The organism is Catenulispora pinisilvae (genome assembly GCF_015356865.1).
GTDB lineage: Bacteria > Actinomycetota > Actinomycetes > Streptomycetales > Catenulisporaceae > Catenulispora > Catenulispora pinisilvae.
Window position 1 is genome coordinate 1 of the sequence record NZ_JAAFZA010000201.1, and the last position, 19,284, is coordinate 19,284.

Annotated in this window: 17 protein-coding genes; 14 read left to right on the top strand and 3 right to left on the bottom strand. The window is 70.8% G+C overall.

The genetic code is table 11. The features are described 5' to 3' along the window. The 12 genes from IZR01_RS37220 to IZR01_RS37275 all read left to right on the top strand — a co-directional run. On the top strand, positions 1 to 723 hold a 723-nt coding region (locus tag IZR01_RS37220; RefSeq protein ID WP_194926599.1), incomplete at its 5' end, for a PucR family transcriptional regulator. A 150-nt stretch (positions 724 to 873) separates the two neighbouring features. Further along, complete coding sequence (locus tag IZR01_RS37225) at positions 874 to 2,292, top strand: uracil-xanthine permease family protein (RefSeq protein ID WP_194926600.1); 1,419 nt, start codon at positions 874 to 876, stop codon at positions 2,290 to 2,292. A 99-nt stretch (positions 2,293 to 2,391) separates the two neighbouring features. Beyond that, positions 2,392 to 3,234: an FAD binding domain-containing protein gene (locus IZR01_RS37230; RefSeq protein WP_194926601.1), complete on the top strand. Its 843-nt coding sequence runs from the start codon at positions 2,392 to 2,394 to the stop codon at positions 3,232 to 3,234. Then, entirely contained in the window at positions 3,231 to 3,731 is a 501-nt protein-coding gene (locus tag IZR01_RS37235; protein ID WP_194926602.1) for a (2Fe-2S)-binding protein, read from the top strand. Before IZR01_RS37230 ends, IZR01_RS37235 begins: the two co-directional genes overlap by 4 nt. Then, the gene (gene cutA, locus IZR01_RS37240) at positions 3,724 to 6,111 is read left to right on the top strand and encodes an aerobic carbon-monoxide dehydrogenase large subunit (protein ID WP_194926603.1); all 2,388 of its coding nucleotides are present in this window, start codon (positions 3,724 to 3,726) and stop codon (positions 6,109 to 6,111) included. Before IZR01_RS37235 ends, cutA begins: the two co-directional genes overlap by 8 nt. Then, the gene (locus IZR01_RS37245) at positions 6,108 to 6,776 is read left to right on the top strand and encodes an SRPBCC family protein (RefSeq protein WP_194926604.1); all 669 of its coding nucleotides are present in this window, start codon (positions 6,108 to 6,110) and stop codon (positions 6,774 to 6,776) included. Before cutA ends, IZR01_RS37245 begins: the two co-directional genes overlap by 4 nt. Before the next feature lie 85 nt (positions 6,777 to 6,861). Then, entirely contained in the window at positions 6,862 to 7,770 is a 909-nt protein-coding gene (locus tag IZR01_RS37250) for a carbon-nitrogen hydrolase family protein (protein WP_194926605.1), read from the top strand. After that, a complete protein-coding gene (locus tag IZR01_RS37255) occupies positions 7,767 to 9,842 on the top strand; it encodes a hydantoinase/oxoprolinase family protein (protein ID WP_194926606.1) in 2,076 nt (691 codons plus the stop codon). Before IZR01_RS37250 ends, IZR01_RS37255 begins: the two co-directional genes overlap by 4 nt. Beyond that, positions 9,800 to 11,668 carry a hydantoinase B/oxoprolinase family protein gene (locus IZR01_RS37260; RefSeq protein ID WP_194926607.1) on the top strand — a complete coding sequence of 623 codons (1,869 nt, stop codon included), beginning with the start codon at positions 9,800 to 9,802 and terminating at the stop codon, positions 11,666 to 11,668. Before IZR01_RS37255 ends, IZR01_RS37260 begins: the two co-directional genes overlap by 43 nt. A 1-nt stretch (position 11,669) precedes the next feature. After that, complete coding sequence (locus IZR01_RS37265) at positions 11,670 to 12,608, top strand: carbamate kinase (protein ID WP_194926608.1); 939 nt, start codon at positions 11,670 to 11,672, stop codon at positions 12,606 to 12,608. Between the two features lie 3 nt (positions 12,609 to 12,611). Further along, complete coding sequence (bar, locus tag IZR01_RS37270; protein ID WP_194926609.1) at positions 12,612 to 13,718, top strand: barbiturase; 1,107 nt, start codon at positions 12,612 to 12,614, stop codon at positions 13,716 to 13,718. Beyond that, the gene (locus IZR01_RS37275; RefSeq protein ID WP_194926610.1) at positions 13,711 to 14,823 is read left to right on the top strand and encodes an XdhC family protein; all 1,113 of its coding nucleotides are present in this window, start codon (positions 13,711 to 13,713) and stop codon (positions 14,821 to 14,823) included. Before bar ends, IZR01_RS37275 begins: the two co-directional genes overlap by 8 nt. A 97-nt stretch (positions 14,824 to 14,920) precedes the next feature. Here the strand turns inward: IZR01_RS37275 and IZR01_RS37280 are convergent, their stop codons facing one another. Continuing rightward, positions 14,921 to 15,541 (bottom strand): DUF1707 SHOCT-like domain-containing protein, encoded by a 621-nt coding sequence (locus IZR01_RS37280; protein ID WP_194926611.1) that lies wholly within the window; start codon positions 15,539 to 15,541, stop codon positions 14,921 to 14,923. Between the two features lie 60 nt (positions 15,542 to 15,601). Continuing rightward, positions 15,602 to 16,804, bottom strand: a complete 1,203-nt coding sequence (locus tag IZR01_RS37285; protein ID WP_194926612.1) for an alpha/beta hydrolase family protein — start codon at positions 16,802 to 16,804, stop codon at positions 15,602 to 15,604. Positions 16,805 to 16,998: 194 nt separating this feature from the next. On the opposite strand from IZR01_RS37285, the gene IZR01_RS37290 reads away from it, so the two are divergent. Together IZR01_RS37290 and IZR01_RS37295 are read left to right on the top strand one after the other, a co-directional pair. Next, a complete protein-coding gene (locus IZR01_RS37290) occupies positions 16,999 to 18,168 on the top strand; it encodes a M48 family metallopeptidase (protein ID WP_323747214.1) in 1,170 nt (389 codons plus the stop codon). A 78-nt stretch (positions 18,169 to 18,246) separates the two neighbouring features. After that, positions 18,247 to 18,681: an SHOCT domain-containing protein gene (locus IZR01_RS37295; RefSeq protein WP_194926614.1), complete on the top strand. Its 435-nt coding sequence runs from the start codon at positions 18,247 to 18,249 to the stop codon at positions 18,679 to 18,681. 125 nt (positions 18,682 to 18,806) lie between these two features. Here the strand turns inward: IZR01_RS37295 and IZR01_RS37300 are convergent. Further along, positions 18,807 to 19,284 (bottom strand): nucleoside/nucleotide kinase family protein (locus IZR01_RS37300; protein ID WP_228561040.1); only part of this gene is annotated, 478 nt, incomplete at its 5' end.

Genomic DNA, 19,284 nt, shown 5'->3' on the forward strand with positions numbered 1-19,284 from the left:
GACCAGCACGCAGCCGCCCCCACCCCCCGCAGCCTCGTAGTCCTGGTCGCCGAACTGGACCCCGGCCAATCCGTCCTCCCCGCCTCCCAACACGCCCTGCGCCCGGCCCGGGAGCGCTTCGCCGCCGCCTGGCAGACCGTCGTCTCCGGCCGCGACCGCACCAACCCGGTGGCCGGCTTCAACCAAGAAGTCGTCGTCGTCCTGAAGACCGGCGAAGACCCCGACCCGCTGGTCAAAAGCCTGATCGCCGAGGTCTCCGGCACCGGCGGCGGCGGCCGCCGCACCTTCTCCACCGGCGTCTCCCGCCGCGTCGCGACCGTGGCCGCCCTCCCCGCCGCCTACGAGGAAGCCCGCCGCGCGGTCCGCATGGGCCGCCGCCTGAACGGCCCCGGCTCCGTGGCCCACTTCGACGCGCTCGGCGTCTACCGCCTGCTCTCCCTGGTCCCGGACCCGGCCGAACTGCGCGACTTCGCCCGCCAGACGCTCAAAGGCCTGGCCGCCGACGGCGATCCCGACGCCGAAGACCTCCGCACCACCCTGGAAGTCCTGCTCGACACCAACCTGAACGTCGCCGAGGCCGCCCGCCGTCTGCACTTCCACTACAACACCCTGCGCTACCGCATCGGCAAGATCGAACGCCTCGTGGGCCCGTTCATGGAACGCCCCGATCTCCGCCTGGATCTGTCGGTCGCGCTCCGCATCCTGCATATGCGAGGGCTGTGACTATATGAGGCTTGTGACTCTGTGAGGCTTGTGACTATGTGCTGTCACTATGTGAGGTGTGTGACGAGCCCGCGGTTACGGCGCGACCTGCGAAATCAGTAACCCGGCGGTACTTGTGACGCCCGTCACACCATTACTACAGTCCGCCCCATGACATTCGGCTGGCGGGTCGCATACCAAGGCAGGACTCCACCACCGGGCTCGGTCGTCCGCCCCGACGAGCGCCTGTCTTGGCCCCGCACCGTGGGCCTGGGCGCGCAGCACGTCGTCGCGATGTTCGGCGCCACGTTCGTGTTCCCCCTGGTCATGGGCCTGAATCCACAGCTGGCCATCATGATGAGCGGCATCGCCACCATCTGCTTCCTGCTGATCGTCAAGAACAAGGTCCCGTCCTACCTGGGCACCTCGGCGAGCTTCGTCGGCGGCGTGGCCGCGATCCGCGCGCAGGGCGGCGACGACCAGCACGTCACCGGCGCCATCCTGATCGCCGGCGGCGTCCTGCTGGTGGTCGGGCTCCTGGTCCACTTCCTCGGCGCGCAGATCATCCACGCCGTCCTGCCCCCGGTCGTCACCGGCGCCGTGGTGTTGCTGATCGGCTTCAACCTGGCACCGGTGGCGGCGGACACCTACTGGCCGCAGGACCAGTGGGTCGCGCTGATCACCATGCTGGTCGCGATCGGCATCATGGTCGGGGTCCGGGGCTTCCTCGGCCGGATAGCGATCTTCGTGGCCCTGGTGTTCGGCTATGTCCTGTCCTGGCTCGTGGACCGGGTCTTCGGCAAGATCACCTCCTACGACGCCGGCGCCGGGCACGACACCACCCACTGGCGCGTGAACTTCGACGCCGTGAAGTCCGCCAAGTGGATCGGCTTCCCGAGCAAGACCAGCGGCATCGGTACGCACCAGATCCCCGGCTGGCACTTCCCGGAGTTCAAGTGGGCCTTCATCCTGCTCGTCCTCCCGGCGGTGATCGCGCTGGTCGCCGAGAACACCGGGCACGTCAAGGCGGTGGCCGAGATGACCGGCGACGACCTCGACCCCTACATGGGCCGGGCGATCGCCGCCGACGGTTTCGGCACGGTCGTGGCCAGCACCTTCGGTGGCTCGCCGACCACCACCTACGCCGAGAACATCGGCGTCATGGCCGCCACCCGCGTCTACTCCACGGCCGCCTACTACGTCGCGGCGCTCGTGGCGATCCTGTTCGGCCTCTCACCCAAGTTCGGCGCGCTGGTCGCGGCCACCCCCGGCGGCGTCCTCGGCGGCATCACCGTGGTCCTCTACGGCATGATCGGCCTGCTCGGCGTGAAGATCTGGACCGAGAACCGGGTCGACTTCGGCAACCCGCTGAACCTGGTCCCGATCGCTGCCGGCGTCATCATCGGCATCGGCAACACCAGCTTGAAGTTCACCGACAACTTCTCGCTGTCCGGGATCGCGCTCGGCACGATCGTGACCATCGTCTGCTACCACGCCGCCCGGATCATCGCCCCCGCGCACCTGAAGGCGGGTGCCGGCGACGCGCCTGAAGAGTCGGGGAGCGCCGGCGGGGTACCAGTCCAGGAGTGAAGCGCTGTCGGTCCTTGGGCAAGTTCAGCCAGCGATCGCGGCGGCGTTCGGCACAAGTCGACGTCGCCGCGACCCTTTCGGCGAGAAGAGGATGCCGTCATGAAGCCCCCGCCGGTGGTCTATCACGGCCCGGACACGGTCCAGGAGGCCGTGCGGTTGCTGGCCGAACACGGCGGCCACGCGAAGGTGCTGGCCGGCGGCCAGAGCCTGGTGCCGATGCTGAACATGCGGCTGACGGCGCCCGCGCGGCTGATCGACGTGAACCGGCTGGACGAGCTCGCCTACGTCCGCACGGATCTGGAGGGCGTGCGGGTCGGCGCGCTGGCCCGGCACGCGGACGTCGAGCGCGCCACCCACGCCTTCGAAGCCGTCCCGCTCTTACGCCAGGCGGTCCGGTCCGTCGCGCATCCGACGATCCGCAACCGCGGAACGACGGTCGGCAGCCTCGTGCACGCGGATCCGTGTGCTGAGATGCCCGCCGTACTGTTGCTCCTCGACGGCGAAGTGCTTCTGCGCTCGGACCGGGCCGGGGAACGCGTCGTCAAGGCGGCCGACTTCTTCGTCGGACCGATGGAATCAGCCTGCGAAGAAGACGAGCTGGCCATCGAGGCCTACTTCCCGAGACCCAAAGGCCGCACGGGAACCGACTGGCGCGAACTGTCACGGCGCAACGGCGACTACGCGATGTGCGGAGTCGGAACCTCAGTCCGCGTCGACGAGACCGGCGCCGTGACCTCCGCGAAGGCGGCGTACATCGGGATGGGGCCGGTGCCCTCGGTCGTGGACGTCACCGGCGCCGACTTCTCCGCCGCCGCCGAACACGCGGCCGACCAGCTCGACCCCGAGGACGACATCCACGCGAGCGCCGAGTATCGCAGGCATCTGGCACGCGTCCTGACCGCGCGCTCCCTGAAGGCGGCATACGAGGCGGTGGCACCGTGACCGAGCAGGTGCATCAGATCACTGTGACGGTCAACGGCGTCGCCCGGCGCGGCGAGGTCCCGGCCCGCCGCCTGCTGGCCGACTTCCTGCGCATGGACCTCGGCCTGACCGGCACGCACCTCGGTTGCGAGCACGGCGTCTGCGGCGCCTGCACGCTGCTCCTGGACGGCGTCCCGGTCCGCTCCTGCCTCATCCTCGCGGTCTCGGCCGACGGCCACGCCGTGACGACCGTCGAAGGATGCTGCGAAGCCGGCGGCGAACTCGGCCCGGTCCAGCAGGCCTTCCAAGACTGCCACGGCTTGCAGTGTGGTTTCTGCACCCCCGGATTCATCACCACCATCACCGCCTACCTCGAAGAGAATCCCAAACCCACCGAGGAGGAGGCGCGGGAGGCGATCGGGGGGAATCTGTGCCGCTGTACCGGCTATCAGAACATCGTCAAAGCGGTGTTGCGGGCCGCGGACCTGAAACGCGAGCGGGAGAGCGCCGATGAATGACAAGCTCGTCGGGCAGCCGCTGGTCCGCAAGGAGGATCCCAGGCTCCTGAGAGGCGACGGCCGCTATCTCGACGACCTCGGCCGCGGCGCCCTCGCGGCGGCCTTCGTCCGCAGCCCGGTCGCGCACGCCCGCATCACCGGCATCGACGTGGACGAGGCGCTGGACGTCGAGGGCCTGGTCGCCATCTACACCCACGAGGATCTGCCGGGCCGCATCGCCGAACCGCTGCCGCTGCTGATCCCGCATCCCGATCTCACCCACCCGCGCACGCCCTACTGCCTGGCCAACGGAGAGGTGAACCACGTCGGCGAGGCCGTGGTGATGGTCGTCGCGACCGACCGCTACCTCGCCGAGGACGTCGCCGAGCGGATCCGGGTGACGTACGAAGACCTGCCGCCGGTGGTGGGCATCGACCAGGCGCGGGCCGGGGAACGGCTGGTCCACGAGGACGCGCCGGGGAACGTCGCGGCACGCAGTGTGCAGACCAACGGCAAGGGCGAGGCGCACGAGGCCATCGCGTCCGCCCCGCACCGCCTCGCCCTCGACCTCCATATCGAGCGCAGCGCCTCGATGCCGATGGAGGGCAAAGGCGTTCTGGCGCACTGGGATGCCGATGACAGAACCCTGCGGGTGCACTCCTCGACGCAGACCTCGACGAGCGTGCGGCTGGCCGTGGCGGCGAAGCTCGAACTGCCGCCGGACCGGGTCGAGGTGATCACGCCCGACGTCGGCGGCGGGTTCGGCGTGAAGATCGTGCACCCCTGGCCCGAGGAGATCCTGGTGCCGTGGGCGGCGATGACGCTCGGCCGGGACGTGAAGTGGGTCGAGGACCGGCGCGAGCACTTCACCTCCAGCGCGCATGAACGCGCACAGCAGCAGCATGTCGAGGTCGGGTTCGACGAGGCCGGGCGGCTGCTCGGGCTGAGCGTCGAGATCTGGCACGACAACGGGGCGTACGTGCCGTACGGGATCATCGTGCCGATCGTGACGTCCACACAGTTGCTGGGGCCGTACAAGGTCGGCGCGTACCGGGTCGAGTTCACGTCGCTGTACACGAACACTGTCATCGTCACCCCGTACCGGGGAGCGGGACGGCCGCAGGGCGTGTTCGCGATGGAGCGGACGATGGACGCGATCGCCGAGTATCTGGGGATGGACCGGCTCGCGGTGCGCGAGGCCAACCTGATCCAGCCCGAGGAGATGCCCTACGACCAGGGCCTGGTGTTCCAGGACGGTCGGCCCCTGATTTACGACTCCGGCGACTACCCGACGATGCTCCGGATGATCCGGGACCTGGTCGGCTGGGACGGTTTCGAGGCCGAGCGGGCCGCGGCCGCTGCCGAGGGGCGCCGGATCGGCATCGGGATCGGGGCCTACGTCGAGGGCACGGGTATGGGGCCGTATGAGGGCGCCCACGTAAAGGTGGAGACGACCGGCGAAGTCGTCGTCTCCACCGGGCTCACCACCCAGGGGCAGGGACACTACACCTCGCTCGCCCAGATCGCCGCCGACGTGCTGGGCGTCGGGGTCGGCGACGTCACGGTCATCACCGGCGACACCCGGCGGTTCAAGTACGCGGTCGGGACCTTCGCCTCGCGGGCGATCGTGACCAGCGGGAACGCGGTCGCTATCGCCGCCGCGAAGGTCGCGGAGAAGGCGAAGCGGATCGCGGCGGCGGCGCTGGGCGACGGGGTCGCTCCGGAGGATCTGGAACTCGTCGACGGCCGGGTCCGCCGGCGTGCCGATCCGGCGACGGCGATCGACCTGCGCACGGTCGCGGTGCTGTCCAACCCGCTGCGGTACGCCTTCGACGAGGAGACCAAGGCGGCCACCCAGTTCGCGGCGGCCACCGCTACCGGCGAGGAGCCGGGACTGGAGGCGACCGGCTACTACATGCCGGAGCGCTCGACCTACGCGGCCGGCGCGCACGGGGTCGTGGTCGAGACCGATCCGGAGACCGCCGACATCAGGATCCTGCGGTACTGCGTGGTGCACGACTGCGGTGTGGTCGTGAACCCGCGCATCGTCGAGGGCCAGGTACACGGCGGCGTCGCGCAGGGCATCGGCGGAGCGCTGTACGAGCGGATCGTCTACGACGACGCGGGGCAGCTGGTGAACGCCTCCTACATGGACTTCCTGATCCCGTTCGCCACCGAGGTGCCGCACATCCAGACGGCGCACATGGTCACGGCGTCGGGGCTGAATCCCCTGGGCCTGAAGGGCGCGGGCGAGGCCGGGGTCATCCCCACGTCGGCGGTGGTCGCCTCGGCGATCGAGGACGCCGAGGGGCTGGCCGTCCGGCGCATGCCGATCTCGCCGAGCGAGCTGTACGAACTGCGGAAGGCACGGCAGGCACGGAAGGAACAGGTGAGCGCGTGAAGGTTTCCGGTAACGCGATTCTCAAGGCCGACGTGGGACGGGTCTACGAAGCGCTGACGGATCCACGGATGCTCGCGGCCGCGATCCCCGGCTGCGAACGCCTCGAACTGGTGGCACCCGACGTCTACGACATGGTGGTCACGGTCGGTGTCGGCTCGATCAAGGGCACGTACAAGGGGCGCGTGGAACTCGCCGAACAAGCGGCGCCCCGCTCCTTCACCCTGCGCGCCTCCGGGGCCGGCGCCCCCGGCACGGTCTCCGCCGAATGCCGCATGCTCCTGGTCGACGAGGCCGACGCCCGCACCCGTGTGGAGTACGACGCGGACGCGGTGGTCGGCGGGGTGGTCGGCGGCGTCGGGCAGCGGATGCTCGGTGGCGTCGCCCGCAAGCTGGCCGGACAGTTCTTCGCCGGGATGGACGGAGCGCTCACCCGCGAGGCCGCGCCGGCCGGCGAGCAACAGGCCGAGCTGGTCCCGGCCTCCGCGGTACACCCCACTAACGGACCGGTCACCGCCTACCCGATCCTCACGCCACCGGGCCAACTCGGATCATCCAGCTCGGCAGTGGCGCTCTCGGCCGGGCTCGCCGGCGCGGCGGCAGCGCTGAGCGGCGTGGTCCTGGGCTATGTGCTGGGCCGCTTGAGCGGTCGGCGGGGGCCCCGATGAGGGCCCGCGGCGTGATGCCGGGCGCGCGGCGCCGCAAGACTGGAGCGCTTCACGTCGGTGGGGCTCGTCGGTCGGCAGGTGTCCCGTGCGCCGTCTGACCGCAGCCGCCCTCCAACTCGCCCCGCACCCCGGCCCGCTCACCGCCAACAGCGTCGCCGAGAACCTCAACCGGGCCGTGGAGCTCATCGAGCGTTGCGTCAGTGCCACCGGCGCCGAACTGCTCGTCCTGCCCGAGGCCGTCACCACCGGCTTCACACCGGGTATCGCCGCCGCCGAACTCTGGGACCTGATGAGCCCCGTCCCCGGCCCCACCACCGAGCCGGTGCAGCAGGCCGCGCGCCGGCTCGGCGTCCACGTCGTGCACTGCACTTACGAGCGCGGCGAGGAGCGCGGCGTCGTCTACAACTCCGCGCTGCTCATCGATCCGACTGGTGAGATCCGAGGCGTCTATCGCAAGACGCACCTGTTCCCCGGCGAGACGCAGTGGGTCACGCCCGGCGATTCCGTCGCGGTCGTGGACACCGATCTCGGCCGCATCGGCATGGCCATCTGCTTCGACGGCGACTTCCCCGAGCTGTTCCGCATCCAGGCGGTGCAGGGTGCTGAGATCATCTGCCGGCCCTCCGCGCTACTGCGCTCCGCCGATATCTGGGAGCTGACAACCCGGGCCCGCGCCTACGACAACCATGTCTACGTCATCGGCGCCAACGCCACCGGCACCGATCCGGCCGGAGTGCACTACTTCGGCAACTCGCTGATCGTCACGCCGATCGCCGAGGTGGTGGCCCGGGCCGCGTCGCACGAAGGCTGGGTCGCCGCGCAGCTGGATCCCGCCGACGCCATGCGGACCCTGACCCCGGGCTCGGACCGCGCGCAGGGCTTCGACCACCTCGCCGAGCGCAACCTCACCCTGCTGGAGAAGTACCAGAAGGACCTGATCGGCGAGGCGCGGACCCCGTTCAAACTCGGCGGCGGGCTCGGGGGCGATGCATGATCCGGATCGGCATCGACACCGGCGGGACGTTCACCGACGTCGTGGCGATCGAGGAGACGACCGGCCGGCTGGCGGCCGGCAAGGTGCCCTCGACGCCCGCCGATCCGTCGCGGGGCTTCATCGCGGCGGTTCGCAAAGCCCTGACCCTCCTGGACGCGACCCCCGACGACATCGCCGTCGTCAGCCACGGCACCACCGTCGCCACCAACCAGCTCCTGCAAGGCAAGGTCGACCGGTTGGGCTTCGTCACCACCGAGGGGTTCGAACACCTCCTGGAGATCGCCCGCCAATCCGTCCCGGACGGCTACGGCAACAGCTACTTCTGGGTCAAGCCCCCGCGCATCGTCCCGGCCGACCTGGTACGCGGCGTCGGCGGCCGGTTCGACGCCGACGGCCGAGAAGTCCGGCCGTTCAGCACGGCCGACGCCAAGGAAGCCGCACGCCATCTGAAGGCGGCCGGCGTCCGCTCAGTAGGCGTCTCCTTCCTGCACTCCTATGCCAACGCAGAACACGAACAAGCGATGCGTGAAGTCCTCGAAGCGGAGTTCCCCGAGGCGGCCGTGTCGATATCCTCCGACGTCCTGCCCGAGTACCGCGAGTACGAGCGCTCCATGACCACGCTCGTCGACGCCGCCGTGAAGCCGACCGTCGCCGGCTATGTCGGCCGCATCCGCGAACGTCTGGATGCCTTACAGGACAACGGCCGTAGCGTCCCCTTCTACGTCATGAAGTCGAACGGCGGCGTCCTGTCCGCCGAGGAAGTCGTCCGCCAACCGGTCACCACCGTGCTCTCCGGTCCGGCCGCCGGAGCCCTCGGCGCCGCCCTCATCTCCGCGCACGCCGGCTTCCACCGCATCCTCACCCTGGACGGCGGCGGCACCTCGACCGACGTGGCCGTGGTCCTGCACGGCGAGCCGGCCGTCACCACCGAGGGCGACGTCGGCGGCTACCCGTCGAAGATCCCGATGATCGACGTCGTGACGGTCGGGGCCGGCGGCGGTTCGGTGGCCTGGCTGAGCCCCGAGGGCAACCTCAAGGTCGGTCCGCGCTCGGCCGGCGCCGACCCGGGCCCGGTCTGCTACGGCCGCGGCGGCACCGAGGTCACCGTCACCGACGCCCACCTGGTCCTGGGCCGCATCCCGGACGGCCTGCTCGGCGGCGAGGTGCCGCTGGACCGGGACGCGGCCCGCGCCGGGCTGGCCGGGCTCGGCGGCGAGCTCGGCATGAGCGAGCAGGCCGTGGCCGCCGGGATCCTGGAGATCTCGGCGTGGAACCAAGCCAATGCCCTGCGACAGGTGACGGTGAAGCGCGGGCTGGACGTGCGGGACTTCCAGCTGACCGCGTTCGGCGGCTCCGGCGCTCTGTTGGCTTGTCGGCTTGTCGATATTCTCGGCGTCCGCGGCGTGCTGGTACCGCCGGATCCGGGGAACGTGTCCGCGTTCGGGCTGCTCACGGTCGATGTCCGCAACGACTACGTCCAGACCTATGTCCGGCGCCACGACCGTGTCGACGTCGAGCGAGTAAGAACCCTGTTCGACGTACTAAGCGCATCCGCCGCCGAAGCCCTGCACGCCGAGGGGTTCGACGCCGGGCAGCAGGTGTTCAAGCGCAGCGCCGACTTGCGGTACTTCGGGCAGGCGTATGAGGTGCGGGTCCCGGTGCCCGACGGCGAATTCGGAGCCGACGCCGCGCGGGAGGTCGTCGAAGCCTTCCACAACGCCCACCAAGCAATGTACGGGTACTCATTCCTTGGCGACGACCGGCAGGCCGTGGAGTGGGTGAACCTGCGGGTCACCGGCATCGGCCCGATCCGGCGGCCGCAGATCGCCCAGGCCCCGGCGCGCACCGACGGCGGACGGCCGATCCCGGTGGAGGTCCGCAAGGTGTGGTTCGCAGACGAGCCGGTCGACGCTTCCATCTACGACCGCGGCATGCTCAGACGCGACGACGTGATCCACGGCCCGGCGATCGTCCAGGAGTACGGCTCGACCGTGCCGGTGCACCCCGGGTTCCTCTGCACCGTGGACCGATGGGGCAACCTCCTGCTGACCCAGAAGGAGCAGCCGTGCTGAATCCGGTGTTGCTGGAGATCGTCGAGGGCACTCTGGCCTCCGTCGAGCGCGAGGTGGAGACCGCGATCGCCCGCACGTCGCGCTCCCCGATGATCCGGGACGCCCACGACTTCCGGGTCGGCATCCACGACGCCCGGCTGCGCAAGCTCACCGGCCGGTCGTACTCGGCGCTGGTCCATCCGGTGGTGCGGGACTATCCGATCTCTGAGATGCGGCCCGGCGACGTCTTCTTCCACAACGACGTCTACCTGTCCGAGGGCGGCATCGGACACCTGCCGGACCTGTGCGTCACCGTGCCGGTCTTCCACGACGGCGCCGTCGCCGCGTTCGTCCAGGCCTTCGGGCACCACGACGACATCGGCGGCGCGTGCCCGGGCTCGATGCCGTCCGGGGCGCGCAGCGTCTTCGAAGAGGGCCTCATGGTGCCGCCGATCCGGTTGTGGGACGCCGGGGTGCCGAACGAGGCCGCGCTGAAGATCATGACCCGCAACTCCCGGATGCCGGACTCGTTGGCGGCCGACCTGGATGCGGAGTGCTCGGCCTGCCTGATGGGCGCGCGCCGGCTCGGCGAGGTGTTCGCCCGCTACGGGCGCGGCGCCGTCGAAGAGTGCTTCGACGCCATCATCGACCTGACCACGCAGACCTTCCGGCGCGAGGTGCTGGCGAAGATCCCCGACGGCTCCTACACCTGGGAGGACTACGCCGAGCACGACGGCGTCGACCCGCCGACGTTGCACCGGCAACGAATCACGGTGACGAAGCTGCCCGAGGACGGCGGCCGGCTGGTCATCGACTTCACCGGCACCGGGCCGCAGGCGAAGGGCCCGATCAACCACTGCGGCGACTACGCGGACGGCAACTTCCTGAAGAAGTGGCTGGCACCGGTGTTGCGCAACCTCGCCGACAGCCCCGAGCGCATGGCCGAACTCGACGTCAACGAGGGCGTCGTGCCGCTGATCGAGATGCGCTTCCCGCCGCCGGGCACCCTGCTGACCCCGGTCTTCCCGGCCCCGACCAACGCGCGCACCTTCGTCATCCTGCGCCTGCTCGGCGTCCTGTCCGGCGCACTGGCCAAGGCTGTGGACGGCCGCATGCCGGCCGACCAGGAGACCATCCGCTACACCGGCGTCTACGGCACCGACGCCGAGGGGCTGCCGTATCTGATGCGCGAAGTCCTCGGCGGCGGCTCCGGCGGCCGGTACTACGCGGACGGCGAGGACACGATCCACGTGGTGCCGGACTCGCGCAACATCCCGGTGGAGTTCGCCGAGGCCCGCTGGCCGTTCCGGGTGGAGAAGCTGGGCCTGGCCGTGGACTCCGGCGGCCCGGGCCGTTTCCGCGGCGGACTCGGCTACGAGAAGCAGATCAGGATGCTGCGGGACGCGGAGTTCATGAGCATCGCCGACCGCTCGATCCTGGCCTGCTGGGGCGTCAAGGGCGGCCGGGCCGGCCGCCCGTTCGAGGTGGTGATCGACCCGGGCGGACCGGCGGAGCGGGTGGTCGACGCACTGGCCGACGCCGAACCGGTGCGCGCCGGGGAGGTCATCCGGATCCGGACGACCGGCGGCGGCGGGTGGGGCGATCCGCTGGAGCGGCCGGTGGATGAGATCAGCAGGGATCTGCGATGGGGCAAGATCTCGGCGGGCGGCGCTCTGAGTGACTACGGGGTCGTACTCACGGACGATCGCGTGGTGGATCTCGCAGCCACCGAGTCCCTGCGCGCCGAGATGCGTGCGGCCCGCGGCCCCCAACCGTTCTTCGACCGCGGCCCCGGCTACGCACGTCTGTCCGGCGGCGCTACCTCAGCCGACTGCGACTGGCGCTGACATGCGAACCCTGATCGCGCTCGGCGGCAACGCCATGACCGCCCCCGACGGCCGCGCCCGCCCCGAGGACCAGGTCGCCGCGGTCGCCGTCGCGATGGAAGCCGTCGCCGACCTGGTCGAGGCCGGCGTCGAGGTGGTGCTGACCCACGGCAACGGCCCACAGGTCGGCAACCTCCTGGTGAAGAACGAGCTCGCCGCTCATGTGGTGCCGCCGGTGGGACTGGATTGGTGCGGCGCCCAGACGCAGGGCACCCTCGGCTTCGTCATCGTCAGCGCACTGGAGCGGGCGCTGGCCGCACGCGCCATCGCCAAGCCGGTCGCGGCCATCGTCACCCGCACCCTCGTCGACGCGGACGACCCCGGCTTCACCCACCCCACCAAGCCCATCGGCCGCTACCTCCCGAAGGAGCAGGCCGCCGCGATGATCGCCCACGGCCAGACCTGGGAGGACCGCGGCGACCGCGGCTGGCGCCGGGTGGTCGCCTCGCCCGAACCGCTCGACGTCCTCGACGCCCCGGCCGCGACAGCGCTCCTGGACGCCGGCTACGTCGTCGTCGCCTGCGGGGGCGGCGGCATTCCGATGATCCGCGACCTGCCCACCAACCTGCTGCAAGGCGTCGAAGCCGTCATCGACAAAGACCTCTCGGCCGTCCTGCTGGCCCGCGCCGTGGCCGCCGACCAACTCGTCATCGCCACCGACGTGGACCACATGTACCTCCGCTTCGGCACCGCCGATGCCAGGGCTCTGCATCGCCTCGCCGTCGCCGACCTCCGCGCGTACCTCGCGGCCGGCGAGTTCGGCGGCGGCAGCATGGCGCCGAAGGCCGAGGCGGCGTGCCGGTTCGTGGAGGGCGGCGGGCAGCGGGCCGTCGTCACCGCGCTGGGAAGTATTCGCGAGGCCGTTCTTGGAAAAGCCGGAACCGAAGTGGAAGAGGAGTGACTAGTGCCTGAGGCGATCGAAGTCCGGAAGGTGCCGTTGCGGCATGTCAGTGACGCGTCGGGACTGGCCGAGCTGATCACCGCCGGAGCGGTGGCGGCCGACCGGGTGGTGGCGGTCGTCGGCAAGACCGAGGGGAACGGCGGCGTCAACGACTACACGCGCATCATCGCCGACCGCGCGTTCCGCGAGACGCTGGTGCGGCTCGGGACGCGCAGCGCGGAGGAGGTCGCGCAGGTGCCGATCGTGTGGTCCGGCGGGACCGACGGCGTGTTGTCGCCGCACGCGACCGTCTTCGCGACGACCGACGCCGAACCCTGCGACGAGCCGCGCCTGACCGTCGGCTTCGCGATGAGCGAGCCGCTGCTGCCCGAGGAGATCGGCCGCTCGGCGATGATCACCAAGGTGGCCGACGCCGTGCACGAGGCGATGAAGCGGGCCGGCATCGACGATCCGGCGGACGTGCACTACGTCCAGACCAAGACCCCGCTGCTGACCATCCAGACCATCCGCGAGGCCAAGGAGCGCGGCGAGTCGGTGTGGACCGAACAGACCCACGAGTCGATGGACCTGTCCAACGGCTGCACCGCCCTGGGCATCGCGGTGGCGCTCGGCGAGATCGCGATGCCGGCCGACGAGGCGGTGCTGCATGACAGGGCACTGTATTCGTCGGTGGCCTCCTGCTCCTCGGGCGTGGAACTGGACCGGGCGCAGGTCGTCGTGGTCGGCAACGCCACCGGCGTCGGCGGCCGCTACCGCATCGGCCACTCGGTGATGACGGACGCGCTGGACGCCGGCGGCATCTGGGAGGCGATCCGCGCCGCCGGCCTGGACCTGCCCGAGCGGCCGCACTCCGAGGACCTGGACGGCAAGCTGGTCAACGTCTTCCTCAAGTGCGAGGCGAGCACCGACGGCCTGGTCCGCGGCCGCCGCAACGCCATGCTCGACGACTCCGACGTGCACTGGCACCGCCAGATCAAGGCCTGCGTCGGCGGCGTCGCGGCCTCGGTCACCGGCGACCCGGCGGTCTTCGTCTCGGTCTCGGCCGCGCATCAGGGCCCTGACGGCGGAGGCCCGGTGGCCGCGATCGTGGATGTGGGCCCGGGTGCGTGAACTGCTGCCCACCCTGCTCGCCTGGCGCGCCGCCGGCGAGCCGTTCGTCCTGGCCACGGTCGTGGCCACCGCCGGCGGCGGGCCGCGCGAACTCGGCGCGGCGATGGCGGTGCGGATGGTCGGCGGCGTGCCGGGCGAGGTGATCGGCAGTGTGTCAGGGGGCTGTGTCGAGGCCGCCGTGATCGAGGAGGCGGCGCGGGTACTGGCCGACGGCCGGCCCCGGCTGCACACCTATGGCCTGACGGACGCCGAAGCGGTCGGCCTGACCTGCGGCGGCACGCTGTCGGTCGTCATCGAACCGGGCCGGTCCGGAACCGCGAACCTGGACCGTGTCCACGAAGCAGTGGAAAGCGGCAGCGGCGCGGCGGTGGTGACGGTGATCGCCGGGCCGCCGGGGTTGGTGGGGTGGCACCGCGGCGACGTGTTGCGGGCCAACGGATACGCGGCGCTCGCCGATGCCGTCGCCCGGGACGCCGACGCGCTGGTCGACGTGGGGGAGTCGGCGCTGCGTCGCTATCGATTGGACGGCTGCCCCGAGCCGTCGGCCGGCGACTGGGACGCGCCCGACGTCGTGACGGTGTTCTTCAACGTGCTGGCCGCGCCGCCCCGTCTGATCATCCTCGGCGCCCTGGACTACGCGGCGTCATTAGCGAGCATCGGACGCTTCCTCGGCTACCGGGTGACGGTCTGCGACGCCCGGCCGGTGTTCGCCACGGCCGCACGTTTCCCCGACGCCCACGACGTGGTGGTCGCCTGGCCGCACCGGTACCTGGCGGCGACGTCGATCGACGAGCGCACGGCGATCTGCGTGCTGACCCACGACGCGAAGTTCGACGTGCCCGCGCTCGCGATCGCGCTGCGGTCGGCGGCCGTCTACGTCGGCGCGATGGGCTCGCGGCGGACGTGCGAGGACCGCGAGCAGCGGCTGCGCGAGGCCGGGATCACAGAGCACGAACTCACGCGGCTGTCCGCACCGATCGGCCTGGACCTCGGCGCTTCGACGTCCGCGGAGACCGCCGTGTCGATCGCGGCAGAGCTGGTCTCGGCGCGACGCCGGGGGAGCGGGGAACCATTGCGGCGGACCGTGGGCCGGATTCATCACTGATCCGTCTCATCCCGCGGTCCGCCTCGGCTCGCCTCGTGATCTCCGTTCGTGACTCCGTTTGTGGTCTCTGTTTCTGATCTCTATTGCGGTGAACGCCTCAGCTCGGCGGCAGCTGCCGCCGCTGCTTCTCCCACTTCGCCCGCCGCGACTGCAACACCGGGGCCGAGATGCCGAACAGCGCCGCCCCGGCCGGACCGGCCACCCACAGCGGCCACGGGTACGGGAACGACACCGTGGTGACGCCGACCAGCACCCAGATCACGATGTTGATGGACACCGCGGCGAACAGGATGGTCCACAGCACCTTCAGCCCACCGGGGAGGTCGACGAACGCGCCGCGGACGCCGGGATGCGGGGTCGGCGGGACCGCGGGCGGCGTGGGCACGAGGTAGACCGGCTGCGCCGCCGGCGCCGACGGCGCGACGGGCGGCGGAGGCGGCACCGGGGCCGCCCCCGGAACCGGACCCGGGATCCCGACCGGAGCGACCTGCGCGGGCGCCGGGGCGCTCGTCGGCAGGTCGTCGTGCAGCAACTCCAGATCACCGATGGTGACGGCCTCGTACGCCTTCTCCATGCGCTCGACGTACTCGTCCATCTTCAGCCGGCCGTCGTCCATCGCCGTCTTCAGGATCTCGACGACGGCCTGCCGCTCCGAGTCCGACACCCGCATGCGCTGTCGTTTGTCACCGTCCGCGCGGCTTTCACGGTTGTCACTCATACAAACTCCCCAACCGGTCCGGCCCAGGCGCGGGCCCCGTATCCCGTCTTGCGGGAGAGCCTAGTACTGGAACAGAACCTCGGGGTTGTTCGGTGTGGGGCCGTCGAGCAGGGGCTCGTGAATTCCCTTCAGTGTCTGGTCGAAGAAAGCCGTCACGTACTCCCGGGTGATCACCGTGCCGCGCACCGGGTCGATGCCGGCCGGTTCGGGGATGCCGGCTTCCTGGGCGAGTATCGGGATGTCGGTGAACGTGGCGTGGTTGGCGCCGCTGACGTCCAGGTAGCGCTTGTAGCCGCCGAGGTTCGCGTAGGCCTGGGTCCAGGTGGGGTCGCCGACCTGGTGGCTCATCATCAGGTAGGGCCGGGTGATCTGGCCGGGCGCCGGAACCGGGAAGAAGGTGCCGTCCAGGTTCACGGCCGAGCGCACCCGCTGGTCGCCGATCATCGTGTCCACGGTGGCCGCCCCGCCGATCGAGTGCCCGGCCATGCCGATGCTGTGCTTGTCGATCAGCCCGGACAGGTGCCACGCGCGGTCGCCGTGGGTCAGCTGGTCCAGGACGAAGGACACGTCCAGCGCGCGGCTGGCGGTGATGGTGTCCGGGTCGGGCGCGGTGGGGCCGTCCTGGCAGATCGCGCACGGCGGGGTCTGGCCGTTCGCCAGCGTCTCGCCGCTGTCCTCGTAGGTGTGGCCGACCAGCGCCACGACGTAGCCGTGGCTGGCCAACTCGGTCGCCAGCGAGGTGAGCGTGTTGCGCGGGTTCTCGAAGCCGGGGGAGAGCACGACGAGCGGGTACTTGCCGTGCACCGCCTGCGCGTTGTCGTAGGCGTGGGTCGTGACGGTGGAAAGCTCTTGAGCCGTGATGCCGGAGCCCGCCGGGGTCCGGTACTCGATGAAGCCGGCCGCCTCGGCGAGCGTCATGTAGGGGGCCGGGGTCCCGGTCCCGGCGACCGCCGGATAGAACATGGACACCGTGAGCTGCCGGGGACCCGCCGACGGCACCCACGGATCGGGCCGGTCCCAGTCGGTGAGGTGGATGACGTCCTCACCGGCGGCGAAGCGCCCGGTCGGCGCGGGCAGCGCGCCCTGGAACGTGGCGGCCGGCTTGACGGCGGCGGCCAACTGCCCGGCGGTGACCGGCGCGACGACAGCCGAGCCCGAGCCGCCGGGCAGCGGCGTGGTGGTGGCGAACGCGGCGCCGGTCGTGGCGACCGACGCGGCGAGCGCGAGGACTGCGGCGATGCTGATACGACGATGAATTGCCATGGCCACGACGCTATGGCGGGGGCGGGGGCGACCGAATCAGCCCACAGAAGGGGATCTTCGAGCCCTGTCATCCGGCAGGTTGATGGGGCTCATCCGCGCGAAGGATGATGAGCGGGCGACTCCGGCGGCCGCGGCCTCCGTGTCCGGAGCGTCGGACATGCGCTCAAGGCACCGGCGCGGGGCAGACTGGACACGTGGACTACGCGGCAGCCCAGGACTTCACCCCCGAGCAGATCGAGCGCGCCCGCGCCTACAAGCGCGACGTGCGCCCGCTCCGCCTCGCCTCGACCCTCCTCGGCCTCGCGGTGCCGCTGGTCCTGGGCCTGACCCCGGCCGGTGCCGGGCTGGTCGAGGCGGCCGGCGACGTCGGCGGCGGCGGGTGGGTCGCCACCGCGCTGCTGGGCAGCGTCGCGCTGTCGATGCTCGGGCTGGTGCTCCGGATGCCGCTGAGCATGTGGGGCGAGACCATCAGCCGCCGCTGGGGGCTGTCCAAACGCGGCTGGGGCCTGTTCGCCGCCGACACCGCGAAGGGCTTCGGCATCGGCACGGTGCTCACCGCGGCGGCGGTCGGCGGCTTCTACGCGTTGCTGCGCGACGGCGGCGGGGCCTGGTGGGCCTGGGCGGCACTGGCGGCCGCGGCGCTGGCGGTGCTGGGGTCGTTCGTGATGCCGGTCCTGATCGAGCCGCTGTTCAACAAGTTCAAGCCGCTGCCCGAGGGCCCGTTGCGGGAGCGGTTGATGGCGCTGGTCGAGCAGTCGGGGGTGCCGGTCAAGGACATCCTGGTCAGCGACAGTTCCCGGCGCACCACCGCCGCCAACGCCTACGTCTCCGGCTTCGGCAAGACCCGCCGGCTGGTCGTGTGGGACACCACCACCGACAGCCTGGACACCGACGAGGTCACCGCGATCGCCGCCCACGAACTCGGCCACGCGGCGCGCCGCGACGTACTGGTCGGCACCGTCTTCGGCGCGGTCGGAGCGGCGCTCGGCGTCCTGGTCCTGGCAGCGGCCCTGCACTGGTCGCCACTGCTGGACGCGGCCGGCGTCCACCACGCCGCCGACCCGCGCTCGCAGGTCCTGCTACGGGCCGTACTGGTGGTGATCGGCCTGGTCGGGGAGCCATGGGGACTGGCCTTCAGCCGCTACATCGAAGGCCGCGCGGACGGCTACGCCCTCGACCTGTACCGCGAGCCGGACACCATCGTGCGCATGGAACGAGCCCTCGCGGTCCAGAACATCGCCGACCTGAACCCCAGCCGCTGGGAAGTCCTGACCCGCTACACCCACCCCCCGATCCCCGAACGCATCGCCCACGCACGCCGCTGGGCTGCGGAAACAGGGGTCGCTATTCCTAAGCCCCTCTAAGCACGGTCTTAGGATCCGGGCGCACATTCAGTAGTGGGACACAGTGCGCAAACGGAAATCCGAAGGAGGTGGAGGCCCATGTATCCCGGACCTTGGTACGGTTCCGGACGCCATGTTCACGAGGGCCTCGGCTGGGGCGGTTGGCTGCTCTGGGTGTTGTTCATGGTCGCGCTCTGGGCGCTGGTCATCACTGCGGTCTTGTGGCTGGTGCGCAGCTTCACGCACCGCGGACCGGTGACGGCACAGCGCGCGACGCAGGTCCACGGCGGCCCGCCGTGGCGCTCGGGCGGGGCGGGGACGGTCCCGGCCGAGCAGATCCTGGCCGAACGCTTCGCCCACGGGCAGATCGACGAGAACGAGTACCGGGCCCGGCTCGGTGTGTTGCGCGGGGAGCAGGCACAGGAGCAGGCGCAGACGATGGCGGCGCAAGCCAGTCCACCGCCTCCGCCGGAACCTCCTACGCCGCCAACACCGCCAACGGCACCGCCGGCACCACCGGCGCCTCCGGAGTGACGTCCGGCTAGCAGGGTTCGCCCGGCCGGGTTGGAAGAGTGCGAACAGTTCGACCAACCGGCCGGGAGAACCCGACTAGAGCCACAAGAACGCTCGCGGCAACACTCGCCTGCAAGAACACTTGCCTAGAAGTACAGCAGTGCTGGATGCCGAGGATCGTCCATGCGCGCCGTCAGGGAGGCGGCACGCGATGGATCGGCCTCGGCGTCATAGCGCGCGTAGGCAGGCAGCGTCCACGCCAGATCCTCAGGCGTACGCCGCTTCAACGCGCCGGGCGAGAGCCACAGATGCACCTCCACATCGAACGGCAGCCCGACCCCCATCAGGAACGCACCCTCGACGATCAGCACCCCACCCAAAGGCAACTCAACGTACCCGGCACGACTGGCCCGATCCCGCCCGGCATCCCACAGCGTGGGCAGCACCCGCCCAGAGCCACCAGGACCCAGCGGATCGAAAACCTCACGCCGCAGCCCCTTGAGATCCAGCCACTCGGCATAAAAGACATCCGGATCCTCCCGGCCATGCTCCAACCGCAACGACCGCGGCCGCAGAAAATCCCCAGCCGAAATCCGCACCACAGGCCGCCCCGCACCCCCCAAA